The following is a 21,507-nucleotide window of genomic DNA, read 5'->3' as shown; positions in this document are numbered from 1 at the left end:
ACCTATGTATATTGAAAGGCCGGTGGATTCACTGAATTACAGCAGAGAGATCGGGCGGAGTATTGATTATATTGAGGAGCATCTCATGGACCCGCTGACAGCGGAACAGATTGCGGCGTATGCGGGGTATTCGCTGTATCATTTTTGCCGGATGTTCAGCCAGTCGCAGGACATGCCGGTCATGGAATATGTGCGCACCCGGAGATTGTCGCGTGCTGCCGTTGAATTGTTCAACGGGCGGAGAATTACGGAGATTGCGCTGGAATATGGCTTCGAGACCCCCGGGGGCTTCGCCAAAGCCTTCCGCAAGACCTACGGCTACAGTCCCTCTCAGTATGCGGCGCGGATGAGCGGATATCTCCGGGACCGGCTGGAGTATGACATCAAGGAATACATCGCGGAGCCTGTATTGGTGACGAAGCCTGCTTTTAACGTAGCGGGGTATGGAATCGGGACGAATGTGGAGGCGGGGAATGCTACGCAGGATGTCGCTTCTTTCTGGTATAACTATGAGGGCGATAATCTGGAGGATCAAATGTACGCGAAGCTGAATCCGCCGAAGCACGGGGAGGTCGGCTTATGTATACCGTCAGACGCTGGCGGCAACGCCGTCTATCTGTTGGGGGTTATAGTGGAAGACTTCAGTAAGGTTACTCCTGATATGCTTACGGCAGTTGTGCCTGCTGCGCAGTATGCGGTATTTACGACACCCCCGGTGGACGCTACCGATGAGGCGAGACCGGAGACTTTTGCTGAGGTGGTCAAGAGTACCTGGAGATATATCTTCGAGGACTGGTTCCCGGGCAGCGGCTATATGCACGACGAAGATAAGCTGAACTTTGAGTTCTACGACGAACGCTGTCACGCCCGCGTGGATTCCGTGATGGAGATTTATGTTCCGGTGCGTGAGCGCGGGTTTCATGAAACCGTTAAATAGGTTATAGTAATATGTGGAAAAATAGTATGAAGGAGCTAACCATGGTCAAACAACGCAAGATTCTACTAACAGTAACCGTATTGTACACGCTGCTTGTGCTTTATTTTATGTTCTTTGCTTTCGGCAGAGGAGAGGCTTCGGATCATACCGTTTACACCTTTATTTTCATGCCTGAAAACTTCATTTTGATGCCGACTCCGTCTGATCTTTTTCCTCCCACCCTGATGGATTTGGTGGGTTTCGGGAACACACTTGCGTTTGTTCCTTTCGGTATATTGATTCCATGGCTGTACCGGGTCAGCTTCGTCCGGTTCATCACCTTGTTCTTCATCGCGATTCTTGTGCTTGAAACGCTCCAGGCCCTTACCTTCCTGGGCAGCTTCGATATCAATGATGCTCTTCAGAATTCGGTTGGTGCAGCCCTCGGTTTCGGGGCGTACAAGCTTGGCTTCCGTTACCGGAGCCTCGGGCGCAATCTGGCGGCAACGGCTATAGCGGGGTTGGTCCTTTTTATAGCTTTATGGGGACTAGGCGCAGCGGTAAACAAAATAATAACTAAAGTAGAGGGGCCGTTCACAGCGGTCACGGAATGGACGGACACCTCGGGCAATTCATCCGCAGACAAACCGGACAGCATTCAAATCAACGGACAGAAGATACCGCTCCGCAATAACCTATATGGCGCTGAAGGCGGAGATTCCAGAACGTTCACGTACAAGTCTGAGGGACAGACGACTTTCTGCTTCACTTTCGGAAACCCCGAACCAACGGATTATTCCGGTGAGATCAGTATTACCCGGGATGGCCAGGAATTCTTGAATTATACTGGAGATTTTCAGCGTACTAATCCTGAACAGTACCCTGTGGTATACGAGATGCCGGTTGAGCCAGGGCAAGAGCTGAAGATCACGATTAAGGGCGAATTGAAAGTATGGGATGTGGGGTATAAGAAGATGCAGTATTTCTGGCAATGAGTACTTAATCTTCTGTTCAGAGAGGATGGGTGACGGTACATGAGAATGGCATTTGTTCTGTTTGACGGCATGACCAGCATGGATTTTGTGGGGTTCTATGAAGCGGTGAGCTGGGTGGCAATCCTGAAGGCGAAGGAGAACGTATCCTGGACCTTCTGCGCTAACAAGGCGGAGGTGACGGATGACCGGGGGTTGACTATCAAGGCTAATGAGATACTGCCTGATCTGGGGACATTCGATCTGGTGTTCCTCCCGGGCGGCTATGTGACCCGGACGCTCCGCTACGATGAGGACTTCATAAGCTGGATACGGACGGCAGAAGGCGCACGCTATAAAGTGTCGGTGTGCACGGGTGCACTGCTCTTAGGGGCGGCAGGATTCCTGGAGGGGAAAAAAGCGACAACGAACTCATCGGCCTATGCTTTGCTTGCCCCTTACTGCGGGGAAGTCATTAAGGCCCGGGCCGTCCGGGACGGCGACACCTTCACCGGAGGCGGAGTAACGTCCTCAATCGATCTCGGTCTGTACCTGATCGAGTGCTTAGTAAATACAGACACTGCGCGACAGGTGCAACAAAAACTGGAGTACCCCTATTATCAGGCAGGTAACCTGAGCGATATTTACTATCCGTATGAAGAGGAATAGAGAGGATTCACCAAGAAAGGCAAGCCCCAGCAGCGGGGCTTGCCTTTTGTCCGTATATCCGGCGCATGCACCTTTACGGCTGCTCAATGTGATCGGTTTTTCGACTACATTAGCGTTATTGCTGGGCTGCGGCATCCAATTGAACCGCCACGTAGCTTCCCAGCTCCACCATGCCTGCACGATCCAGCTTGGCGGCATCGTGTTGCTTGATGACCTCGGCAGTTTTCTGCATCAGCTCGGAGCTGTCAGTATTGCCCAGAACGCGCAGGACTACCAGAGTCTCGCCTTTCTTCAGCTGTTCTGCCAGCTTGGTCTTGTAGGCTTCCAGGGAATTTACCTCCAGCCCTTGGGTCACGTAATAATCGTAAGCATTGCTGGTGGCCTTGAACAGAGGCAGCTCGTGGTCCAGCCAGTAGGCCTTATCCATCACATACTCTACATCGGTGGCTGTAGCATCATTGGAGTTATAGAGCAAATAAGGAAGCCCGGTATTGGTAGCGTTGTTGGTCGGGTCAACGTTGACCCATTCGTCGCCGAGCTTCACCTTGTTCCAGGCGTGATTCACGCCGCTCATGGTTCCTGTGACGACCATCGAAGGGACCTGGACGAGATCAGAGAGCAGCTGGAAGGTATGGGCATAGCTCATGCATACGCCGACTTTTTTAACCAAAATGCCATAGGTATTGAAAGAATCGTTATACTTCGCATCTACTGTCTTGAACTCCTGCTCCATGGCATTCTCCAGTGCAGCATCGTCATAGGCGGTGTTATCATTCAGATAATCGTAGATCGCCATCTGCTTCTCATCCGCGCTCATGCCTTCCTTGATCACACCAGCGATTACTTTATCTGCCTCGGCAAGGATCTCCTTCTGCTTGGAGCGGATGATCTCGGCAGAATCATCGTACTTCACATTCAGCGTCAGCTTCTCATAATCGTAGCCATAGCCGCGGAAGCCGAGAATGAGCGGGTTCTGGTAGACTACCTTCTCAATTACATCCACCAGGGTACGGGCATTCTGCGCCTCCGGGAAGGCTTGCAGCGAGATTTCGGTGTCGCCGTTCATCAGGGTCAACGCGAGATATTCCTCAAGCGCAGAGTCTGCATGAATCAGATCTGCCCGTATCGTGGTGCCCGGAACCGCCTGTTTGTTGCCTTCCTCTACCTTGCTCTTGGTATTTTCTTTTTGCTGGTCGATGACATTATCCCCAGGTTCACTGGCGTTCCCGCTATCGCTGTTGTCGATGATGGTCGGTACATCCGGTGCGGGCACATAATCCGTGTCATTCTGCGGCTCCACATATCCCGGATTGGCCTTGTTGCTCTGGGCGGCTGCAAGACTGGAAATATCGGCTTTCGTCAATTGCGCAACCTGAACATATCCTTTGAGCGCAGTACCTTGAAGTGTGTACGGGACATCGGTTGGACCGGAAGACTTAAGCTTGACCGAACCTGTGTCGTAGAGAACAGTAACTGAAGCTTTGGAGCCATCAATGAACTGGACCGGAACGGTTTTTGGCAGCTCTTTGGCATTCTTGTACAATTTCAGGTTGATGTTATCCTCAGAAGCCACGGTGCGCGGCAGCCGTTTGGATAAAGCCACGGTATCTGCCGAACGGCTGAACCGGGATTCTTTGTCTCCCTGAACAGCAGTGACGTAATATTCCCCTTGGACATTGTTATTCTGTATGCTGGTAATCGTCTCATCTACTATACCGAGCGCACCGCGTCCGTCCTTCATGAAGTCGTTGTACGAAGTACCCTGCACTGTCGCAATCAACAGCGGACGCTGATCCGCATAACCCTGCTCCGCACCGCTGAGCGGCTCATTCGTGTTCTCCATTGTAATGTGGGAAGCACTGTAAATGTTATAGCTCTCTGCACCCGGCACCTCATTCCACACCAGCGTCAGTCTGCCGTCAGGACTGATGTCGGCATCCAGAGTCGGTGTGGGCAGATCCGATTTCACCGTGAACGGAATGATCACCGGCTGCTTCAGCACAGTTGGCGACTTGGCATCCAGGTCATAGTTGAGCCGGATGTAGTAGACAGGCGCGTTCCCCCAGGAGCTGGCTCCGGTAGCACGCAAGGAATCGGAGGGAAGAACACCGAAGCCGAGCGGCTTGATGGAGTATACGCTTTTGCCGTCAACAAGCTGTGAGTCCTCAAGGGTCCCTACCTTGCTCTCCGGGAGTGCCTTAATATCGGTATGTACGGATAATGTCTTGCCGATGGCTTCTGAGCCAAGATCGGTATTGAATCTGAAGATGAACTCCATATCCTGCTCCACATTATACATCGGCATGATGCCCGGACTGTGATCTGCTTCATCTGAATCATACTTCTGCTTCAGATCGTACACGGTCTGTGAAGCCTCAGGCGGAGGATTTCCCGAAGTGTTCTTCGTCTCAGCAGTTGCCGTGGCGGCCGGGCTGGATGAAGGCGCTGGACTTCCTTCTTTGCTGCCCCCCATGCAGCCTGTCAAAATCACACACATGATGAGCAGCAGTATTGCCATTTGTTTCACTTTCACTTACGTCCTCTCCCGTCTGGTTTCTGTATGAGGGTAATCATGGGCCATCCAGAATTACCCATTATAAATCACAGGAGATATATAACCAATTCTGATGCTATTAAAACAAATTTGGGATAATTTATATTTAAGTGATAGAAGCCGTTAGGAGAGGGGACAAGTGTGCGCTGAGAATTCGCAGCCATTCATGTTAAGCAAAGAAGGTTTATACATCGTATGCTTAGCTAAAAGCTCTTCATAAGTTCCAATAATCTCTGACAAGCTCTTCGAGCTGGTCATTAACGTTACCCTTACATAATCCTCCGTGATAACAAATAATCGATGTAATGTCGAAGTCTAAATATTTTTCTAGGGAACGGAAAGCTGTGTTCATATCCGGTGTGGAATGCGGGTGGGGTCCCCTCAAGATGCCTTCCACACTGAACATTGCATCACCAACAACAAGGGTTTTGCTTTGTTTCAAATAAAGACTAATATGTCCAGGCGTATGCCCAGGTGTAAAGATCACTTGAATTCCCCCGCAATACGGAAGCTCTTGTCTGTCAGCTAAGGTTCTGTCAACTTTGGCCTTAGGAGAGTTCTCTAACAAGTAGGCTACTACTTTCAAACGTTCGTCTTCCGGAAGGGATTCTAATTGCCAAGCCATACTATCGAGATTCACTTTCATAAGGGGCAATTGGCCTTCAATATATGGTTTATCCAGCTCATGAGCGTATACTTTAATATCTCCATCAGATTCCTGCAGGATTTCAGGAAGACTGCCGATGTGGTCAATATCTTGATGAGTTAAAATGATTGCTTTCAACTTATCCATAGAGACTCCACACTCGTTCATGGCTGCACGTATTTGCTCGAATTGCCCGGGTGTGCCGGCATCAATTAAAATAGCAGCTTCATCGTCCCAAATCAGGGTAGGATTCAATTCTTGACGACTGCTGAATACTTCAACCTGCAATTCCAGCATTTCTACTCCATTCGAAATTTTCATCATTTCTTCTCTCCTATTATATGAATTAGTACTCTTTCAACATATAAACGAATAGGAGCTATCAAAAGATACGGGGGCACTGAGTATTCGCAGCCATTCATGTTTTAATTCAGTTACACTCCACCCTGTCTGTAGTCTGTTCGAAGAATCAGATTTCCAAGAACGGCTGCCACGGCGCACCTAATCTGATTATCGAAGTGTTATCCCCGTCAACAGCCCTCAAGGACTTCAATGAGAAGTTCAATCTGTACCAGAAGTATGGCGTCCAGGAATACTGGATTGTCGATCCCGGCAACCGCACGGTTCATGTGTATGCGCTGCAGGATGGCGTATATCAGGTGAGGGACTTATATTCAGAGCAGGATAGCGTGCGGTCGAATGTGTTTAGAGATTTTCAGATACCGCTTGGCAAGCTGTTTGACTTGGAAGTCTAATACTACAAGTAGAAACGGATTCGCCGTCTTATATTTTCAAATAAGCCGCAGTTGAATTGCATTTCGCAATCCGCCTGCGGCCTATTAGACGAGCATATACATATTACCTACATAAACTTCCGCTGCACCTTCTTACCGTCATAGGTAAAAAGGGCTTTTTTGTCTTCGACAACAGTCTGCAGATGCACGGTCCGGCCCCAGAGGGCGTAGATATGCGGGAGCGTGCGCTCCAGATATTTCAGATCCAGCTCGATGCTCTCATAGCGGTGGGCAATCAAGAGTTCGCCGTTCCGCTCATAATCGGCATCATGGACGACGAGGTACGGGGAGCCACCGTTGACCCGGGCCAGCACCAGCTGGTCGCGTACATTCTCCCAGGCTTTATCGGTGATTTTCCATTCCGGGCCTTTTTTCTCGAAAACATAGAGGTCGAGGTCATTCACCAGTTCTTTCGACAGATAGCTGCGGATGAAGGAGAGGTCGGAATCCAGCTCGCGCACCTCGAACATTTTGTCCCGGTCCCAGCGGCGTTCGATATCCTCGAAAATCTTCAGCCCCAGGTAGTAAGGATTCAGGCTCTGGCGGGAGGGCTGCACCACCGATGAATTCAGCTTGGCGTATTCGACAGTCTCTTCGGCAGTCAGGTCCAGCTCGCGCATAATCCGCTGATGCCAGTAGGAGGCCCAGCCTTCGTTCATGATCTTGGTCTCCATCTGCGGCCAGAAATAGAGCATCTCGTCATGCAGCATCGTCATGATGTCGCGCTGCCAGTCCTCCAGAGCGGTAGAGTATTGCTGGATGAACCAGACGATATCCTTTTCCGGCTCCGGGGGGAAGGTGCGCTTACCGGCGGTCTCCGGCGCAGGGTCCTCAGTTTCCTTTTTCTCCAAATCCCACAGCTGACTGTAGGCACTAGGCGGTGATGAATTGCCTGGAGGGGCGTCCTTGCGCTCTTTCATTTTGGCTTCGAGCAGATGAGTCTTGCCCAGCTTTCGGGGCTGGATCAGGCTGGGATCGATATGCTCCTGGATCGCCAGTACGGAATCGATGAAGCTCTCTACGGTGTCAGTACCATAAGTGACGGAATAATCATTGATGCGGTCGGCCGTGGCCGCCATGCTCTCGACCATATCCCGGTTGGACATGGAGAAGCGCATATTATTCTTGAAAAAATCGCAGTGCGCCAGCACATGCGCAACAATCAGCTTATTCTGCACCAGGGAGTTGCCGTCCAGCAGGAAGGCGTAGCACGGGTTAGAGTTAATGACTAGCTCATAAATTTTGCTCAGGCCGAAATCGTATTGTGACTTCATCTTGTGAAACGTCTTGCCGAAGCTCCAGTGTCCGAACCGGGTGGGCATCCCGTAGGCACCAAAAGTATAAATGATATCCGCAGGACATATCTCATAACGCATCGGATAAAAATCGAGCCCAAACCCGGAAGCAATCTCCGTGATCTCGGCAATCGACCGCTCCAGCGCTTTAATCTCATCATCACCGGGCATGCATCCATCTCTCCTTCCAGCTTGTGAACCGTTCTTCCTATGTATATGGGGGGAGGGGTGGGAGTATGATGGGCATGCGCGCTGCATGAGGGAATAGAAGAGTTATTGTACAAAAAAATAGCCTAACCACAGCGAATACGCTAAGGGGTAGGCTATTCTTCATCTGGATCAATACCCCAAAATACATAATGAGACAGTCCAGTATTAGCAAAGTAACAAGCATCGACATACACTTCACGAAGATCCTCGTCAATCCTGTAAATAATGATCACATTGCCAATTAGCACCCAGTAGTAGCCATTAAACTCAAACCCCGGGAAGTCAGAAACTCCATCAGCTTTGTATTTCGGCTCATCGGCTAATATAGCTTTAGAACGTCTGAAGACATTCATGGAATCTACTTTGAATTCCTTCATTCTGGCAAGGGCTACCCGAGCATAAGTGGTCCAAAGAACCTTGTAATGGTCAGATCTCATTCTGTTCCTCTTTCAGTAATTGTGCAAACTCATTTTCACTGTCACTGTATGTGGAAATTCCATTGTCACGGTCATTTTTGGACTTACGAAGTTGGGAAAGAACATCTTCATCTTTAAAAATTACTGTAGTCATTCGCTTCTTTTGTTCATCTGTAAATGTAGGCTGTTCATCTTTTCTTTGCAACGTAACGTTGAATCCAAAGTTTTCTTCGATCAGTTGGACCAAATCTTTAAGGTCTACGTAAGATTTCCCCTGAAAACTTTGTTCCAATTGTTCCTTGGAAATGGACATTGTGCTCACCTTCCTTTCGCTCATTATATCATAAACCAATAGCAATCTTATTGTGTTAAGATTACATTTATTAACACTTGAATGTCTAATTTTCTAGATCTAAAGGGGGCCTATTTGTATGAGCCAACACTGTTATGATTTACATGAGATCGTCAAAAAAATGACTCGGCATCATTTTCCCTTCGAGGACAAAATGATCCTCAAAAATGGAGTATATTTGCTCTTTGAAACTGGAGAGCACCGACATGATGCAGATCGGATCGTTCGAGTTGGTACCCACACAGGCACTAATCAACTTAGGTCGCGTTTGAAGCAGCATTTTATTCAGGAGAATAAGGATAGAAGTATATTTCGCAAGAGCATAGGTAGGTGCCTGCTGAACCGAGACAAAGATCCATATGCAAGTGTATGGGAACTCGATTTTACAACTCGGGAAGCTAAACTTAATAATGGTCATCTGGTAGATCCAGCATATCATTCAAATATCGAGAGCAGAGTCAGTGATTATATTCAGAAGCATTTCTCATTCTGTGTGTTGGCTATAGAAGATAAACCAGAGTGCTTATCTTTGAAATCCAGGCTCATATCTACGCTATCATTATGTGATGAGTGCGCTCCTTCTGATCAATGGCTTGGGATGTCATCACCCCATGAAAAAATAAGAAGAAGTGGACTTTGGCAAGTGAACGAGTTGTATAAAGAACCATTGAATAACCAAGATTTTGACAGAATCGAGGTGCTAGCCAGTGAATCGAGATAAATCGCTTTGTATTATTCCCTGCGGTGCCGCGAAGATTTGGGATAAACAGCATTCAATTGGACCTGTAGAAGCGCAGAACGTTTATACTGGTGTTTTTGCGGTGGCCTGTCAAAGGTATGCTAAAACCTTTTTCGATCATTGGGTAATTCTGTCTGCAAAATATGGTTTTCTATTTCCTGAGGATGTCATTCCAGAGGACTATAACGTGTCTTTCATTAAGCCTTCCAGTGAGACTATTCATATCGCTCAATTGAAAGAGCAGGCTGAAAGCAAGGGATTATTCAATTATAAGGAGATTACAGTGCTGGGCGGTAAGCATTATACGGATCGAGCTAAGGCTGTATTTAATCAACGACAGGAATTGTTTTTTCCTCTAGGTGATTGTACGGGGATTGGCTATATGCTGCAAAGGTTGACCCGAGCATTGGAAGGACAGGAGGCGATATCTGGAGATTCGCTGGAGTCACCGTCTGAAGTAATTGTACAGCGCACATTAAAAAAGAATAGAGATCAGCCGAAGAATCTTTCGGAGAATACCGTTGGGAAATATGTTTCACTCTATCGATATTTACTGAGTACTGAAGGCAAGCAAGTGATTATGACTATAGACCAAATCGAAGCGGTACTAGGTTTCGCACTGCCTGCATCTGCGAGTAAATATCGTCCGTGGTGGGCTAATGCGTTGACGAATGCACAAGCTAAGTCATGGCTGCACGCTGGTTGGGAAGTGGATTCAGTCACGCTTGGAGAGAAGACTGCATTCAGAAAAATAGGTGATGAGGTGTAGCTCTGTTGAAAATAGAAATCGGAGAATCCTTGATACTCTCATGGCTGAGACATGCAAAGAATTGTCAGCTTGTTCAGTTGAACTGGAAGCCATCAGTGAAGTCGTGGGAAATTCATAACGAAGCTGTCGTCGAAAGTATGATGAAAGATTCAGATCAATATTTTAAACAGAAATACAGCCTTGATTTGTTTAAGCAAAACAGTTCATTCTCCCAACTACTCCAACAGGCGGAGATTGATGCTTTGGGTATGGAAGTTGGAGGACTAAATGGTGTTGAGAGTATATACGGAATAGATGTAGCTTTTCATGAGTATGGCTTGAATTACGGCTCAAAGGAAGAAACAATTTCCAGAGTACTGAAGAAAATGATTCGCACTGCTATGGCGATTCATGGGTATTTCAATTTGAATGCTGGAAATATTATTTTTGCTGCTCCAAGAATATATGGTGCAATTCGTGAACCGCTGCAACTCTACATAGCCGAACTCCAGGAGCTGTTCCATGCAAAAGGTTTAGATTTTCGTTTTGAGCTTCTGTGCAATGAAGACTTCAAGGAGAAAATCTTCAATGTGGTTACAGCCTTATCCAATTCTGTGTCTGATACTTCGGAGCTGTTTATGCGAAGTATACAAATGTATAATCTATTCGCGGAGGATAAGCAGAGTATAGGGCAGTCGATAAGCAAGTTTAAGATTAAGAAAATGCCAGCCGATTTTAAAGGATCTGAGGAAATAAAGATTGGTGCTTTTGTTAAATCCAGTTTTGAACGCTTGATTGCAAATGATGTATTAACTGTGCAAGAAATTGAGCGGTTGCAGCGGTTAGACTATGCCAAAAGAACCTTCAACATCACGTACCCCATATTGAAGAAGGTCGACCCAACCTGTTCCTTGACCGAACAGCGGAATATAAACGGACGTCCAAGATTCTACGCTGATCCGTATTCGATCCATGGCTATGCTTATCTATTATGTAATCATTGGGTGGAGAACCTCAGCAGAAGTTATTTCGATGCCTGGCTTAGACGTATTGATGAGATCAATTATGGGGACTCAACTTGAGTCCTCATTTTTTTATACTCTCCTTGTATTGAGACATGTTATTATGGACTTAGGAATATTTACCTATGCATCATTTTACATTTTAAGAATAAATCATCCAGAGGTGAATGGTATGAGTAATAGCAATTTAAACTTTTTTGTCGAACCATTGGAACATTCTATCCGATCTGGCCAAAATGGCTGAGCGGAACGTTTATATTAACCCGAATACTTCTCTAATCAAGCAAGCTTCGTATGTTTGGGGAGAAACGATAACGAAATACATAGGTGAATTTGAGTTAACTCCAGGTATGAAGCAGTATAATTATAAAAATTTATTTGGAAGGACTGTTTGAATCCGTGTCTAACAAGAATGAAGTTCTAAATATTGAACTCGATAATAATGAAACTGACTTTGATTTTGAAGAAGTGGGAGGTTTCTTATCAAAACAGTTGGAAGATAGCTTTTCTGATTTAGAGCTACTGGAAAGGGATAGAGATAACATATCAGATCCTGATTCATTAGGGAAAATAGTCTTAGATGAGGTCTGGAAACAGTTCGGGAATCAAATTGGTCTCGACATGACTAATGAAACATTAATTCAAAAATATGATAGAGAGCATCCTGAAGAGTATAAGGATATTGCCAATTCCGTTATGCAAGATAAACGATACAAAGATGCCAATAAGGCAATGAAGGAGCATCAACAAGCTGGAAATTTGAAGGATGAATACACAGGAAAAGACTTGAAACTTGGAGAAAAGGCTAATTTAGATCATGTCGTATCAAGAAAAGAGCTATTCGATAATCAAAGAAGGAAGCAAGCAAATTTAGATGTAGCTAGCCTTGCCAACAAAGAGGAAAACCTAAAGCCGACAAACGAATCTTTAAATAAAAGTAAAGGTGCCAAGAGTAACAAAGAGTATACAGAAACCCGTGAGACTAGGGAAAAATCTCTGGTTGAACAAAACGAAAAGGCAAATAAAAAGATTGATGAATCAAATATGTCCGATGCTGATAAACATTGGCAAAAAGAAGAAAATAACAAACGCATGAAAAATAAACTTGCTGCTGATGACGATCTTATGATGAAAGCTGATAACGGAGCAAGAAAAGCAATTAATAAAGATATTCGATTGGATGCCGCTAAAGAAGTGGGGAAAAAAGCTGGAAAAGATGCCTTGAAGACAATGGCTATCTCAGCGCTTTTTACACTGTTGAAAGAAATCATGAATGGTTTAGTCCGTTTTTTTAAGGAAAAATCTAAGTCGCTTAATGGATTCTTATCTAATATGAAAGAATCCATAAGATCATTCTTCTCCAAAATATACAGTGTTCTTCAGACGGGAGCATCAACTTTAATCGGCACAATAGTATCTGAAATTTTCGGACCTATAGTAAGTCTATTCAAGAAATTATCAAGTTTTATTAAGCAAGGGATATCGTCTGTTGTTGAAGCCTTTAATTTTCTTCGAGATAAGAAAAATAAGGAAAAACCTTTGTCCGTAAAGGTAGCACAAGTTGGAAAAATAATAACAGTTGGATTAGTTGGTGGTAGTGCGATTTTCTTTGGAGAGGTTTTTGAAAAATTCTTATTTACTACAGTTCCTGGAATGCAAATTGAGATTCCGCTGATTGGCACTCTTGCGAATATGATTGGATTGTTTTTATCAAGCTTAGTATCTGGATTAGTAGGCGCAATAGTATTAAATCTTATCGATAAATTTATCTCCAGAAAGGCAAAAGAAGAGATTGATCAGCAAATTATTAATAAGAAAAATAAGCTTATGAATCTTCAGCAGGTACAACTATTTGCAGCTGAAAGCCATGTAGCAGCATGTAAAGAAAATGTTATGAGCGAAATTTCAGAGAATCACGCATTAGCGAAGGACATAATGCAACAATCGCTTATTAAGATATTTGCTGGAGATAAGGCCAATGATTCAAAAAATAAAGAAATCATTAGTGATAATCAGAAAAGTTTAGTTCAAATGCAAAATGATTTAGAAGATTTACTTTGAGGTGATCAGAAATGTCAATTAAAACCGAAACAAAGCATAATCAAAATAAAAACCAGATAGCCATTATGAATAACAGCTCCAATGATTTCAATAAAAAGAAAAATAAATTAAAAGAATTTAGTGAAAAAATACCTAAAGAAGAGATTTTACCTAGTGTTCCAGGTTCAAGGGGACCTTTTGGGTTGTTTGATTATAAAGTAACGGGGGATGACCTGAATAGGCTGACTCAAAATATTCAGGATAAAATGATTAAACAGAATCAAGTTCTTGTTAGAACAATTAAAGAATTTAATACTATCTACGATACGTTTTCCGCATTAGATAAAGAATATATTCATGGAATTTTGATCTCACTGAAAGCAGCTGAAGAAGCTAACGCGAAAGCATTAAAAGGAATTGAAGGCGTTCAAACAAATCAAAATGAGATCACACAAATAATTAATCAGCAGAAGCAAGTAATCCAAGTTTTGAAAAAATTCAAAGAAAAAATAGAGAAGATTGAACACTTAACTGATGTTGATATAATTTTCGGTAATCTTTCAACAATGCAAAGTAAACTTAAAGCATTTGAAACCAAGGTTGAGGCTCAAGATCTGACATTAGCCGATCTTACCGATGAAGTGAAATCATTGTTATCTTCACTTTCAGTTTTTCAAGATGATTTCAATTACTTAAAAGAATTTCAAGTTGAACAATTTCAAGCAGTTTCAAATCAAAATGAAAATATATCTAAAATCGAAGTAATAATTACAGAAAATAAGACTAACATCAAAACTCTAAATCAAGAAATTGATATTCATGAAGAGAAACTCAATGAAATGAAACGATTGATTCAGGATAATATCCAGATATTATCTGAAAAAGTTGCTCAAAACAATTCTGAGTTTGATGCCAAACTGGATGTAATGACTAACGAAGTCACAACAAACAAGAAGGATTTTAAGGATGCTATTCAGAAACTCAATGTAGGAATGGAGCAACAAACAGAAAGTATATCTGCATGCATCGAAACTCTAAATAAAGAAATTGATATCCATGAAGAGAAGCTCAATGATATGAAACGATTGATTCAGGATAATATCCAAATCTTATCTGAAAAAGTCGCTCAAAACTATTCTGAGTTTGATGCCAAACTGGATTCAACTATTAACGAATTCACAACAAACAAGATGGAGGTTGAAAATGATATTAAGAAACTCAATGTTGGAATCGAGCAACGAGCAGAAAGTACGAATAGTATATCTACATATCTTAAATCTGAACTCTCAGGGGCAAAAAATGATGTTGTAGAGCTTAATCTGGTGGTCAGAAACTTGTCCAAAGCATTGAAGATTACTCAAGTTATCTCATTTAGTAGTATTACTATCATGTGTGTTCTAGTAGTTTTTATAATAAGTGGGGTTTTATGATGATTTCAGAAAATTACAAATACCAGCTAATTAAAGAAACTAAACAGTTGGATGTTTTCTTGGGACAAACATCTGATTTTGAACGATTAGTTCGAGAAATAACTGATGAACAAAATGATAGAGCTGTTTTAGAGTTAATCAAAAACTTAGGTATCTTAACTAAGAAACAATCCTTACCCAACATGGAACAAAAGCAAGAAAAAATTGTTGAGATGTTATATAAATATCTTGGAGCATCAAATGTTGATGGGATTTTCCAAGAATTAAAAGATTCGTCCAATGTCTCACTAGAAGTGTTACTTAACCAATTAGATGAAATGGTTGGTCTTGGAAATGTGAAGCAGCAAGTTCGTGATTTGATTGATTTTAATCAAGTACAACATTTACGGGAGGAAAACGGACTAAAGAAGTCTAACAAAACTTTACATATGGCGTTTCTTGGAAATCCTGGTACAGCTAAAACTACAGTGGCTCGTATTGTTGGGAGAATGTACAAAGCTATCGGATTACTGAGTAAAGGTCAATTCATTGAAGCGAGCAGGACTGATTTAATTGCTGAGTATCAAGGACAAACAGCAATTAAGGTGAAGAGATTAATTAATCGTGCAAAAGGTGGAGTCCTATTTATTGATGAGGCGTATAGCATAACAGAGAATGATCATAGCGATAGTTATGGGAGAGAAAGCCTTACTGAGTTAACAAAAGCTCTCGAAGATTATCGTGATGACCTTGTTGTGATCGTAGCTGGATATACAAATTTAATGGATAATTTCTTTGAATCCAATCCAGGATTAAAGTCAAGATTCAATACATTTATTTCATTTAGTGATTACTCCCTCGATGAGCTTGTGCAAATATTCAATTACACGTGCAATCAAAATGATTATATAGCCCAAGAAGATGCTATTAAAAAAGTCCGCAATGTGTTGCAAATTAAATTGAATGAAAAAAAAGATCACTTTTCAAATGGTCGTCTTGTGCGAAATTTGTTTGATGACATAACGCTGAATCAATCGAAGAGACTGTCTAGGTTGTCGGATCCTATTACTAAAGAATCGTTGATGTTAATTATTAAAGAAGATATTCCTCAGGATAAAATATTTTAAAGAAGGGATCACTGCTCATAGGCTTTGAACAAAATTCTTAGCATAATAAGGACAACTTCCTACATCAACCTTTGGACTAGATAGATCGGTAATAATACCCTTCATACACAGCGGAAACTAAATTTAAAATAAACACTGGAAGACCTTTATACATATAGGCATGATACTGGAGGTACAAGGAAATGGATAAACGGGATTATTTAGTTAAAACTTTGTCACGAACTAAGAGAAAGGATTATGAAAACTATATTATCAATGCGATTTGGCATAAACTTGATAATATGGAGTTGAAACCTGTAAGTCAACAATATGTAAAGCGTAAAGATGGCAGACATGCTCTAATGGATCTCTACTTTCCACAAATCCAGGTAGCGATAGAAGTGGATGAATCTTATCACAAAAATAATCAAGAAGCAGACAAATTACGTATGGATGACATAATTGCCGCAGTTAATGAAAATGAAAATAATGATTTTATCTGCTTAAGAATTAATGCATCGCAGTCAATAGAAGCGATTAATAAACGAATTATTGAAGTCATTACAATCATTAAAGACAAAGCTTCTAGGACCCAATTAAAGTGGTTGACATATGAAGAAGAACAAAGTCAAGTCAGACAGCAAGAATACCTTTCTATTTTTGATAATGTGTCGTTTAAACAAATAACAGATATAGCCAACAGTGTTTTTGATAAGGGTTATATAGGGTTTCAAAGAAGTGGTTTCCGAGTGTCCGATACACTTTGGGTTTGGTGTCCAAAGCTATCTGTTATTGTTGATGAAGATGCTAAGTCCGCTGCAAGAGGATGGTTAAATTTTTTATCTGATGATTGGACTTATATTGATGAGTCACAAGAAAATCAAACTGAAGACGAAAGAATGGCTCTCATTAAAGATGACTTCAGGTTAAATAAGGAAAGAGCAGTTTTTGCAAATTATAGAGATAGTTTAGGAATAAAACGTTACAGATTTGTCGGGATATTCAAAAGTTCAGGCTTGTCCCCTGACAACAAAAATTATATAAGATATAGCCGTATCGACGATAAAACTAAAGTCTTTAGGGCAGGAGTATTACATGAAGAACATGGCATAAATAAACCAAATGATTAAATCGATAGAAAGTTAGAGCTCTCTCCTTGTAGTTCAAGCTTAAGGACGTTTTGCAGCAGGCCATCGACGTAATCAATTTTCATGCTGCACGACTCCCCGCAATCCGCGAAGGGTACGAATCTCCACCTTCAACTCCTCGTTTCCAGTGTGAGACACAATCACGCCGTCCTTAGATCGCAGCAATTCCTTGGTCGCTTCTTGCGGGTCCTGAATAGCACGAATCAGTGCGACTTCATCAACATACTTAATGTTTCCTTGGGTATGTGATGCAAGGATTTGCAACTTGACGTATTGATCAGGATAAATCCTACGAACCTCTTCCCATTGCATGGCTGGCACCTCCCGTTGGGTTTATTCCGCTTCCGTATAGAACAGTTTAAGCAGAATATTCTGCGGATAATTTCCAAAGTGCTCCCCGAAGATGGTAAGTCCGCCTTTGTTTTTAGAATTCCCGTCAATCCCAATCCTCAGCTTAATGAAGGGGGAGTCTTCGATCTTTAGCTCAGCGAGGGTGACCGATGATATTTTTTGACCGTCTATTCCAGTATCCTTCTTTGTTACTCTTAAATGCTTCAAAAGGCCATACTGGCTTAGTTCGTTATCCCACCAGTTTGGTGTTAATTTCCCGCGCACATCTGAGAAATTCCCCGGAGCCGTCCAGGTGCCTAAAAAAACATCGTTGATATAAAAAGCAATATCACTCGGCCAATTATTGTTGGACCCAGGAAACTCTGAAGAAAGCTCCAAGGATAACTCTAGTAATTCTGCAGTGAAATTGTGGTTGAAATCATTCGGAATCATATATTCAACGAAGCCCTCCGCAAACCAAAGTAAGGAAGCCTCGATCCGGTCATTGGAAACGAAGGTCCGTTGATCGTCTAACTTTCCGATGATTTTTGCCTGGCTGGCTAATCCGCAGGTGGGGGTGACTGAAAAATTAGAATAGTATCCCAGCTTGATTTCATTCGTAATGACTTTAAAAGGAAGATGGAGCTTTTGCGGGAAGTTGAGGGCAATATGATCGACAGCAACAATGAAATTCTTCTTTCGGCTGTCGGTAGCCTCCAGATTGTCCTGGAGCTTGATGATCTTGGCGTCCTCCAGTAACCGGATATGGCGTGAGACGATAGCTTTACTTAAGTTAAGTTTTGTGGCGAGCTCACTGACCGTAAGCGGCGTATGTAACAATAGTCTAAGAATCGAAGCTCTTGTGTCAGATGCCAATGCCTTCAAAACAGCAATGCCATGATCATCGAGTTCTAAGAACATATGGACCTCCAATTGTTAACTTTTTGGTTTACAATAAACGATCTGGTTAAGCGCTGATTTTATTTAGTATACCACAAAGTTGAAAATCAGGAATAACGCTGATAGAGCCTTGAAAGAACGCTTTCATCATGATAGTATTTGCTTGCTTGCGGGGGAGATTTACTATCTAAACCACAAAGAAGTTAACTTTTATTGTTGTGGACTACTAAGATGGGAGCTGAAGCTAAATGACACATAGGATGGAATACCCGCGTCCGCAGTTCGTCAGAGACGCATGGCTTAATTTGAATGGAATCTGGCAATTTGAATTTGATGACAGGAATGTGGGAGCTGAACAGCGATGGTTTGATCCAGGCCAAAATTTCAGTCAGACCATTCAAGTTCCCTTTGCTTTTCAAACCCCTGCCAGCGGAATACACGATACCGCTTTTCATGACTATGTCTGGTATAAGCGCAATTTCACACTCGATCCAAGCTGGTATGCGAAACGTGTTGTTTTACATTTTGGAGCGGTAGATTATAGAGCTTGGGTGTATGTGAATGGTCAATATATCGGGATGCATGAGGGTGGACACACTTCATTTTCTTTTGATATTACACATGCCTTAACCGGACAGGAGGAACAGGTAACTGTTCATGTTGAGGACCCTTCAACGGATGAGACGATACCGCGGGGCAAACAGTTCTGGATAGAGCAGCCGGAAAGCATCTGGTATACCCGTACTACAGGGATTTGGCAGACCGTGTGGCTGGAGGCGGTAAACCCTGTTCATATTCAGCAGGTGAAGTTTACGCCCGATTTGGATCAAGGGAGTGTTGGAATAGAGGTTAAGTCTGAGGGGTATGGATCTGAAGAATTAGATTTGGAACTTCGTATTTCTTTTGGCGGAGTACCTGTTATTCAGGACCGGATACGATTGTTACAGCCTATAACACGCAGAATGATAGATCTATTTGGGTTGAAAATATTTCGCACAAACTTTCACCGTGCCGGCTGGACATGGAGTCCGGAAGCTCCTAATTTGTTTGATGTGGAAATGAAGCTGTACGATCGCGGGGTTGAGGTGGACTCTATAGAGTCGTATTTCGGCATGCGGAAGGTTCATACAGAGAATGGTATGGTCTATCTGAATAACAAACCTTATTATCAAAAGCTTGTACTGGACCAAGGGTATTGGCAGGAAGGATTACTTACGGCGCCAACGGATGAACACCTGAGGAAGGATATTGAATTAGCCAAAGAATTAGGGTTCAACGGTTGCCGTAAGCATCAAAAGGTCGAGGACCCGCGGTTTTTATACTGGGCAGACCGGATAGGGTTCCTTGTGTGGGGAGAATGTGCGGCGAGTGCCTCTTACAATAATGATGCTGTAGCCCGGTTAACTAAAGAATGGATTGAGATTATTGACCGTGACTTCAATCATCCCTCTATTGTGGCCTGGGTCCCGCTTAACGAAAGCTGGGGAATTCCGCTGGTGAAATCGGATAAGCAGCAGCAGTATCACAGCGTAGCGATGTATAGTCTGATTCATTCATTGGATAATACCCGGTTAGTCATATCGAATGACGGATGGGAAATGACGCTGACTGACATTTGTGCGGTACACAATTATCAGCATGGCAGAGCGGATGAGCCCGATAAGTATGAGGAATTTAAAAGGATTCTTTCTACGAAGGATACGATGCTTGCTTCCAAGCCATCAGCCCGGAGTGTGTATGCAGACGGTTATGAGCATCGGGGCGAGCCGATCTTGTTAACTGAATTCGGTGGTATAAGCTATAAGGCTGGCGCTGAAGATGGCTGGGGATATACCAGTGCACAATCTGCAGAGGATCTTGTTCTGGAATACGGAAGAATCATGAAGGCGGTATACGCGTCCAAGATTATTTATGGGTATTGTTATACGCAGTTAACGGATGTGGAGCAGGAAATTAACGGCCTGTTGGCCTATGACCGGACACCCAAATGTGATCTGTCGTTAATTAAAGAAATTAACAGTGAGTGGCATCTGCGGACCATTTAACCGGGCCTATGTAATGATAAGGAGCTGATGAATCGATGACAAATGAAAACTTGCTGCAAAAAATCGGGCTGGTAGTAGACAGGCTTATGAACCTGGGCGGCAGCGACTATGAAAAGGATAAAACAGTGGTTCAGGCCGATACCAGAGTAGGGATTGTGCAACGGGATTTCGGAATTGAAGAATGGGATTGGCCTCAGGGCGTAGGTCTTTACGGTCTTTACAAGCTGCAGAACTATTACGGCGATATACGCTATATGGAATTTTTCCGGAATTGGGTTTCCCGTAACCTGGAGACGGGCCTGCCTTCCAAAAACATTAATACAACAGCTCCTTATCTGCCTTTGGTGCTGCTCCTGGATCAGCTTGAGCCCTCCGGCGAACTGGAGGAGCTATGCCGGGAGCATGCGGATTGGCTCATTCATGAGCTGCCCAAGACCAAAGAAGGAGGTTTCCAGCATACGGTCACTGCGATTGGCAACCGGGACGGCATTCACCTGCACAACGGACAGTTATGGATTGATACACTCTTTATGGCGGTGCTGTTTCTGAACCAGGCGGGGCGCAAGTTCAACCGCCCGGAGTGGGCGCATGAGGCTGAACACCAGATTCTGCTCCATATCAAGTATTTGTTCGACAAACATACCGGCCTGTTCTTCCATGGCTGGAGCTTCGAACGCAATGATAATTTCGGCAGTATCTTCTGGTGCCGCGGCAATTCCTGGTTCACGTATGGTATTGTCGATTATCTGGAAGCCTGCCAGGATTCGATTAGTCCGGGGTTCCGGCGGTTTCTGATTGATACGTATACTGCTCAGGTCAATGCCCTGGTCTCGCTCCAGGCAGCTTCCGGTCTGTGGCATACCGTCCTGCAGGACCCGTCCAGCTATGAAGAGGTATCGGGATCGGCCGCAATCGCCGCAGGGATTATCAAAGGTATTAAGGCTGGTATTCTGGATGCCTCCTATCAGGCTGCGGCAGACAAGGCCATTCAGGCGGTGTGTCAAAATATTAGCGCAGACGGCACCGTGCTGAATGTGTCGGCCGGAACCGGCATGGGGATGGATAAGGAGCATTACAAGAACATTGCCCTCCGACCTATGGCCTACGGACAGTCCTTGGCTCTTATCGCTTTGTATGAAGCGTTAAATTAAACAGCAGAAAGCCTGATCCTTGAGCATTTACGCCAGAGGATTAGGC

General features: G+C 43.7%; 20 protein-coding genes. 13 read left to right on the top strand and 7 right to left on the bottom strand.

Going from position 1 to position 21,507, the window contains the following annotated elements; all coding sequences use genetic code 11:
- The first annotated feature begins 4 nt into the window (after positions 1 to 4).
- From MKX42_RS24815 to MKX42_RS24805, 3 genes are read left to right on the top strand one after another with little or no spacing between them, the layout of a single operon-like run.
- Positions 5 to 937: an AraC family transcriptional regulator gene (locus MKX42_RS24815; protein WP_340755400.1), complete on the top strand. Its 933-nt coding sequence runs from the start codon at positions 5 to 7 to the stop codon at positions 935 to 937.
- 41 nt (positions 938 to 978) lie between these two features.
- Entirely contained in the window at positions 979 to 1,911 is a 933-nt protein-coding gene (locus MKX42_RS24810; RefSeq protein ID WP_340755398.1) for a VanZ family protein, read from the top strand.
- Positions 1,912 to 1,950: 39 nt separating this feature from the next.
- A complete protein-coding gene (locus MKX42_RS24805; RefSeq protein WP_340755396.1) occupies positions 1,951 to 2,556 on the top strand; it encodes a DJ-1/PfpI family protein in 606 nt (201 codons plus the stop codon).
- A 115-nt stretch (positions 2,557 to 2,671) separates the two neighbouring features.
- Here MKX42_RS24805 and MKX42_RS24800 read toward each other — a convergent pair whose 3' ends face one another.
- Positions 2,672 to 5,089, bottom strand: a complete 2,418-nt coding sequence (locus tag MKX42_RS24800; RefSeq protein WP_340755394.1) for a transglutaminase domain-containing protein — start codon at positions 5,087 to 5,089, stop codon at positions 2,672 to 2,674.
- A gap of 235 nt (positions 5,090 to 5,324) precedes the next feature.
- Positions 5,325 to 6,077 carry an MBL fold metallo-hydrolase gene (locus MKX42_RS24795; protein ID WP_340757797.1) on the bottom strand — a complete coding sequence of 251 codons (753 nt, stop codon included), beginning with the start codon at positions 6,075 to 6,077 and terminating at the stop codon, positions 5,325 to 5,327.
- Between the two features lie 95 nt (positions 6,078 to 6,172).
- On the opposite strand from MKX42_RS24795, the gene MKX42_RS24790 reads away from it, so the two are divergent.
- Positions 6,173 to 6,511 (top strand): Uma2 family endonuclease, encoded by a 339-nt coding sequence (locus MKX42_RS24790; RefSeq protein WP_340757796.1) that lies wholly within the window; start codon positions 6,173 to 6,175, stop codon positions 6,509 to 6,511.
- A 107-nt stretch (positions 6,512 to 6,618) separates the two neighbouring features.
- On the opposite strand, the gene MKX42_RS24785 is transcribed toward MKX42_RS24790, so the two are convergent.
- The 3 genes from MKX42_RS24785 to MKX42_RS24775 form a co-directional block, all read right to left on the bottom strand.
- Positions 6,619 to 8,016 (bottom strand): SpoVR family protein, encoded by a 1,398-nt coding sequence (locus MKX42_RS24785; RefSeq protein WP_340755392.1) that lies wholly within the window; start codon positions 8,014 to 8,016, stop codon positions 6,619 to 6,621.
- A 152-nt stretch (positions 8,017 to 8,168) separates the two neighbouring features.
- Positions 8,169 to 8,492: a hypothetical protein gene (locus MKX42_RS24780; RefSeq protein ID WP_340755391.1), complete on the bottom strand. Its 324-nt coding sequence runs from the start codon at positions 8,490 to 8,492 to the stop codon at positions 8,169 to 8,171.
- A complete protein-coding gene (locus MKX42_RS24775; RefSeq protein WP_340755389.1) occupies positions 8,482 to 8,784 on the bottom strand; it encodes a hypothetical protein in 303 nt (100 codons plus the stop codon). Before MKX42_RS24775 ends, MKX42_RS24780 begins: the two co-directional genes overlap by 11 nt.
- Positions 8,785 to 8,902: 118 nt before the next feature.
- Between MKX42_RS24775 and MKX42_RS24770 the strand changes: the two genes are divergently transcribed.
- From MKX42_RS24770 to MKX42_RS24740, 7 genes are all read left to right on the top strand, one after another.
- Positions 8,903 to 9,544: a hypothetical protein gene (locus tag MKX42_RS24770; protein ID WP_340755387.1), complete on the top strand. Its 642-nt coding sequence runs from the start codon at positions 8,903 to 8,905 to the stop codon at positions 9,542 to 9,544.
- On the top strand, positions 9,531 to 10,331 hold the full coding sequence (locus MKX42_RS24765) for a DUF7662 domain-containing protein (protein WP_340755386.1): 801 nt from the start codon (positions 9,531 to 9,533) through the stop codon (positions 10,329 to 10,331). Before MKX42_RS24770 ends, MKX42_RS24765 begins: the two co-directional genes overlap by 14 nt.
- 5 nt (positions 10,332 to 10,336) lie before the next feature.
- A complete protein-coding gene (locus MKX42_RS24760; RefSeq protein ID WP_340755384.1) occupies positions 10,337 to 11,392 on the top strand; it encodes a hypothetical protein in 1,056 nt (351 codons plus the stop codon).
- Between the two features lie 339 nt (positions 11,393 to 11,731).
- On the top strand, positions 11,732 to 13,393 hold the full coding sequence (locus tag MKX42_RS24755) for a hypothetical protein (protein WP_340755382.1): 1,662 nt from the start codon (positions 11,732 to 11,734) through the stop codon (positions 13,391 to 13,393).
- 11 nt (positions 13,394 to 13,404) lie between these two features.
- Positions 13,405 to 14,802 (top strand): coiled-coil domain-containing protein, encoded by a 1,398-nt coding sequence (locus tag MKX42_RS24750; protein WP_340755380.1) that lies wholly within the window; start codon positions 13,405 to 13,407, stop codon positions 14,800 to 14,802.
- Entirely contained in the window at positions 14,799 to 15,908 is a 1,110-nt protein-coding gene (locus tag MKX42_RS24745; protein ID WP_340755378.1) for an AAA family ATPase, read from the top strand. The genes MKX42_RS24750 and MKX42_RS24745 overlap by 4 nt, the downstream gene beginning before the upstream one ends.
- 182 nt (positions 15,909 to 16,090) lie before the next feature.
- Positions 16,091 to 17,017, top strand: coding sequence for an AbaSI family restriction endonuclease (locus MKX42_RS24740; protein WP_340755377.1), 927 nt, complete (start codon positions 16,091 to 16,093; stop codon positions 17,015 to 17,017).
- A gap of 72 nt (positions 17,018 to 17,089) precedes the next feature.
- Here MKX42_RS24740 and MKX42_RS24735 read toward each other — a convergent pair whose 3' ends face one another.
- Both MKX42_RS24735 and MKX42_RS24730 read right to left on the bottom strand, forming a co-directional pair.
- On the bottom strand, positions 17,090 to 17,347 hold the full coding sequence (locus MKX42_RS24735) for a hypothetical protein (RefSeq protein WP_340755375.1): 258 nt from the start codon (positions 17,345 to 17,347) through the stop codon (positions 17,090 to 17,092).
- A 21-nt stretch (positions 17,348 to 17,368) separates the two neighbouring features.
- A complete protein-coding gene (locus tag MKX42_RS24730) occupies positions 17,369 to 18,286 on the bottom strand; it encodes an ArsR/SmtB family transcription factor (protein ID WP_340755373.1) in 918 nt (305 codons plus the stop codon).
- A 227-nt stretch (positions 18,287 to 18,513) separates the two neighbouring features.
- On the opposite strand from MKX42_RS24730, the gene MKX42_RS24725 reads away from it, so the two are divergent.
- Together MKX42_RS24725 and MKX42_RS24720 are read left to right on the top strand one after the other, a co-directional pair.
- The gene (locus MKX42_RS24725; RefSeq protein ID WP_340755371.1) at positions 18,514 to 20,310 is read left to right on the top strand and encodes a glycoside hydrolase family 2 protein; all 1,797 of its coding nucleotides are present in this window, start codon (positions 18,514 to 18,516) and stop codon (positions 20,308 to 20,310) included.
- Between the two features lie 35 nt (positions 20,311 to 20,345).
- Positions 20,346 to 21,461 (top strand): glycoside hydrolase family 88/105 protein, encoded by a 1,116-nt coding sequence (locus MKX42_RS24720; RefSeq protein WP_340755370.1) that lies wholly within the window; start codon positions 20,346 to 20,348, stop codon positions 21,459 to 21,461.
- Positions 21,462 to 21,507 lie beyond the last annotated feature (46 nt).

The organism is Paenibacillus sp. FSL R7-0204 (assembly GCF_038002225.1).
In the GTDB taxonomy this organism is placed as follows: Bacteria; Bacillota; Bacilli; order Paenibacillales; family Paenibacillaceae; genus Paenibacillus_AQ.
Note: the sequence above shows the minus strand (reverse complement) of the source record. Positions and strands in the feature narration are given on the sequence as shown.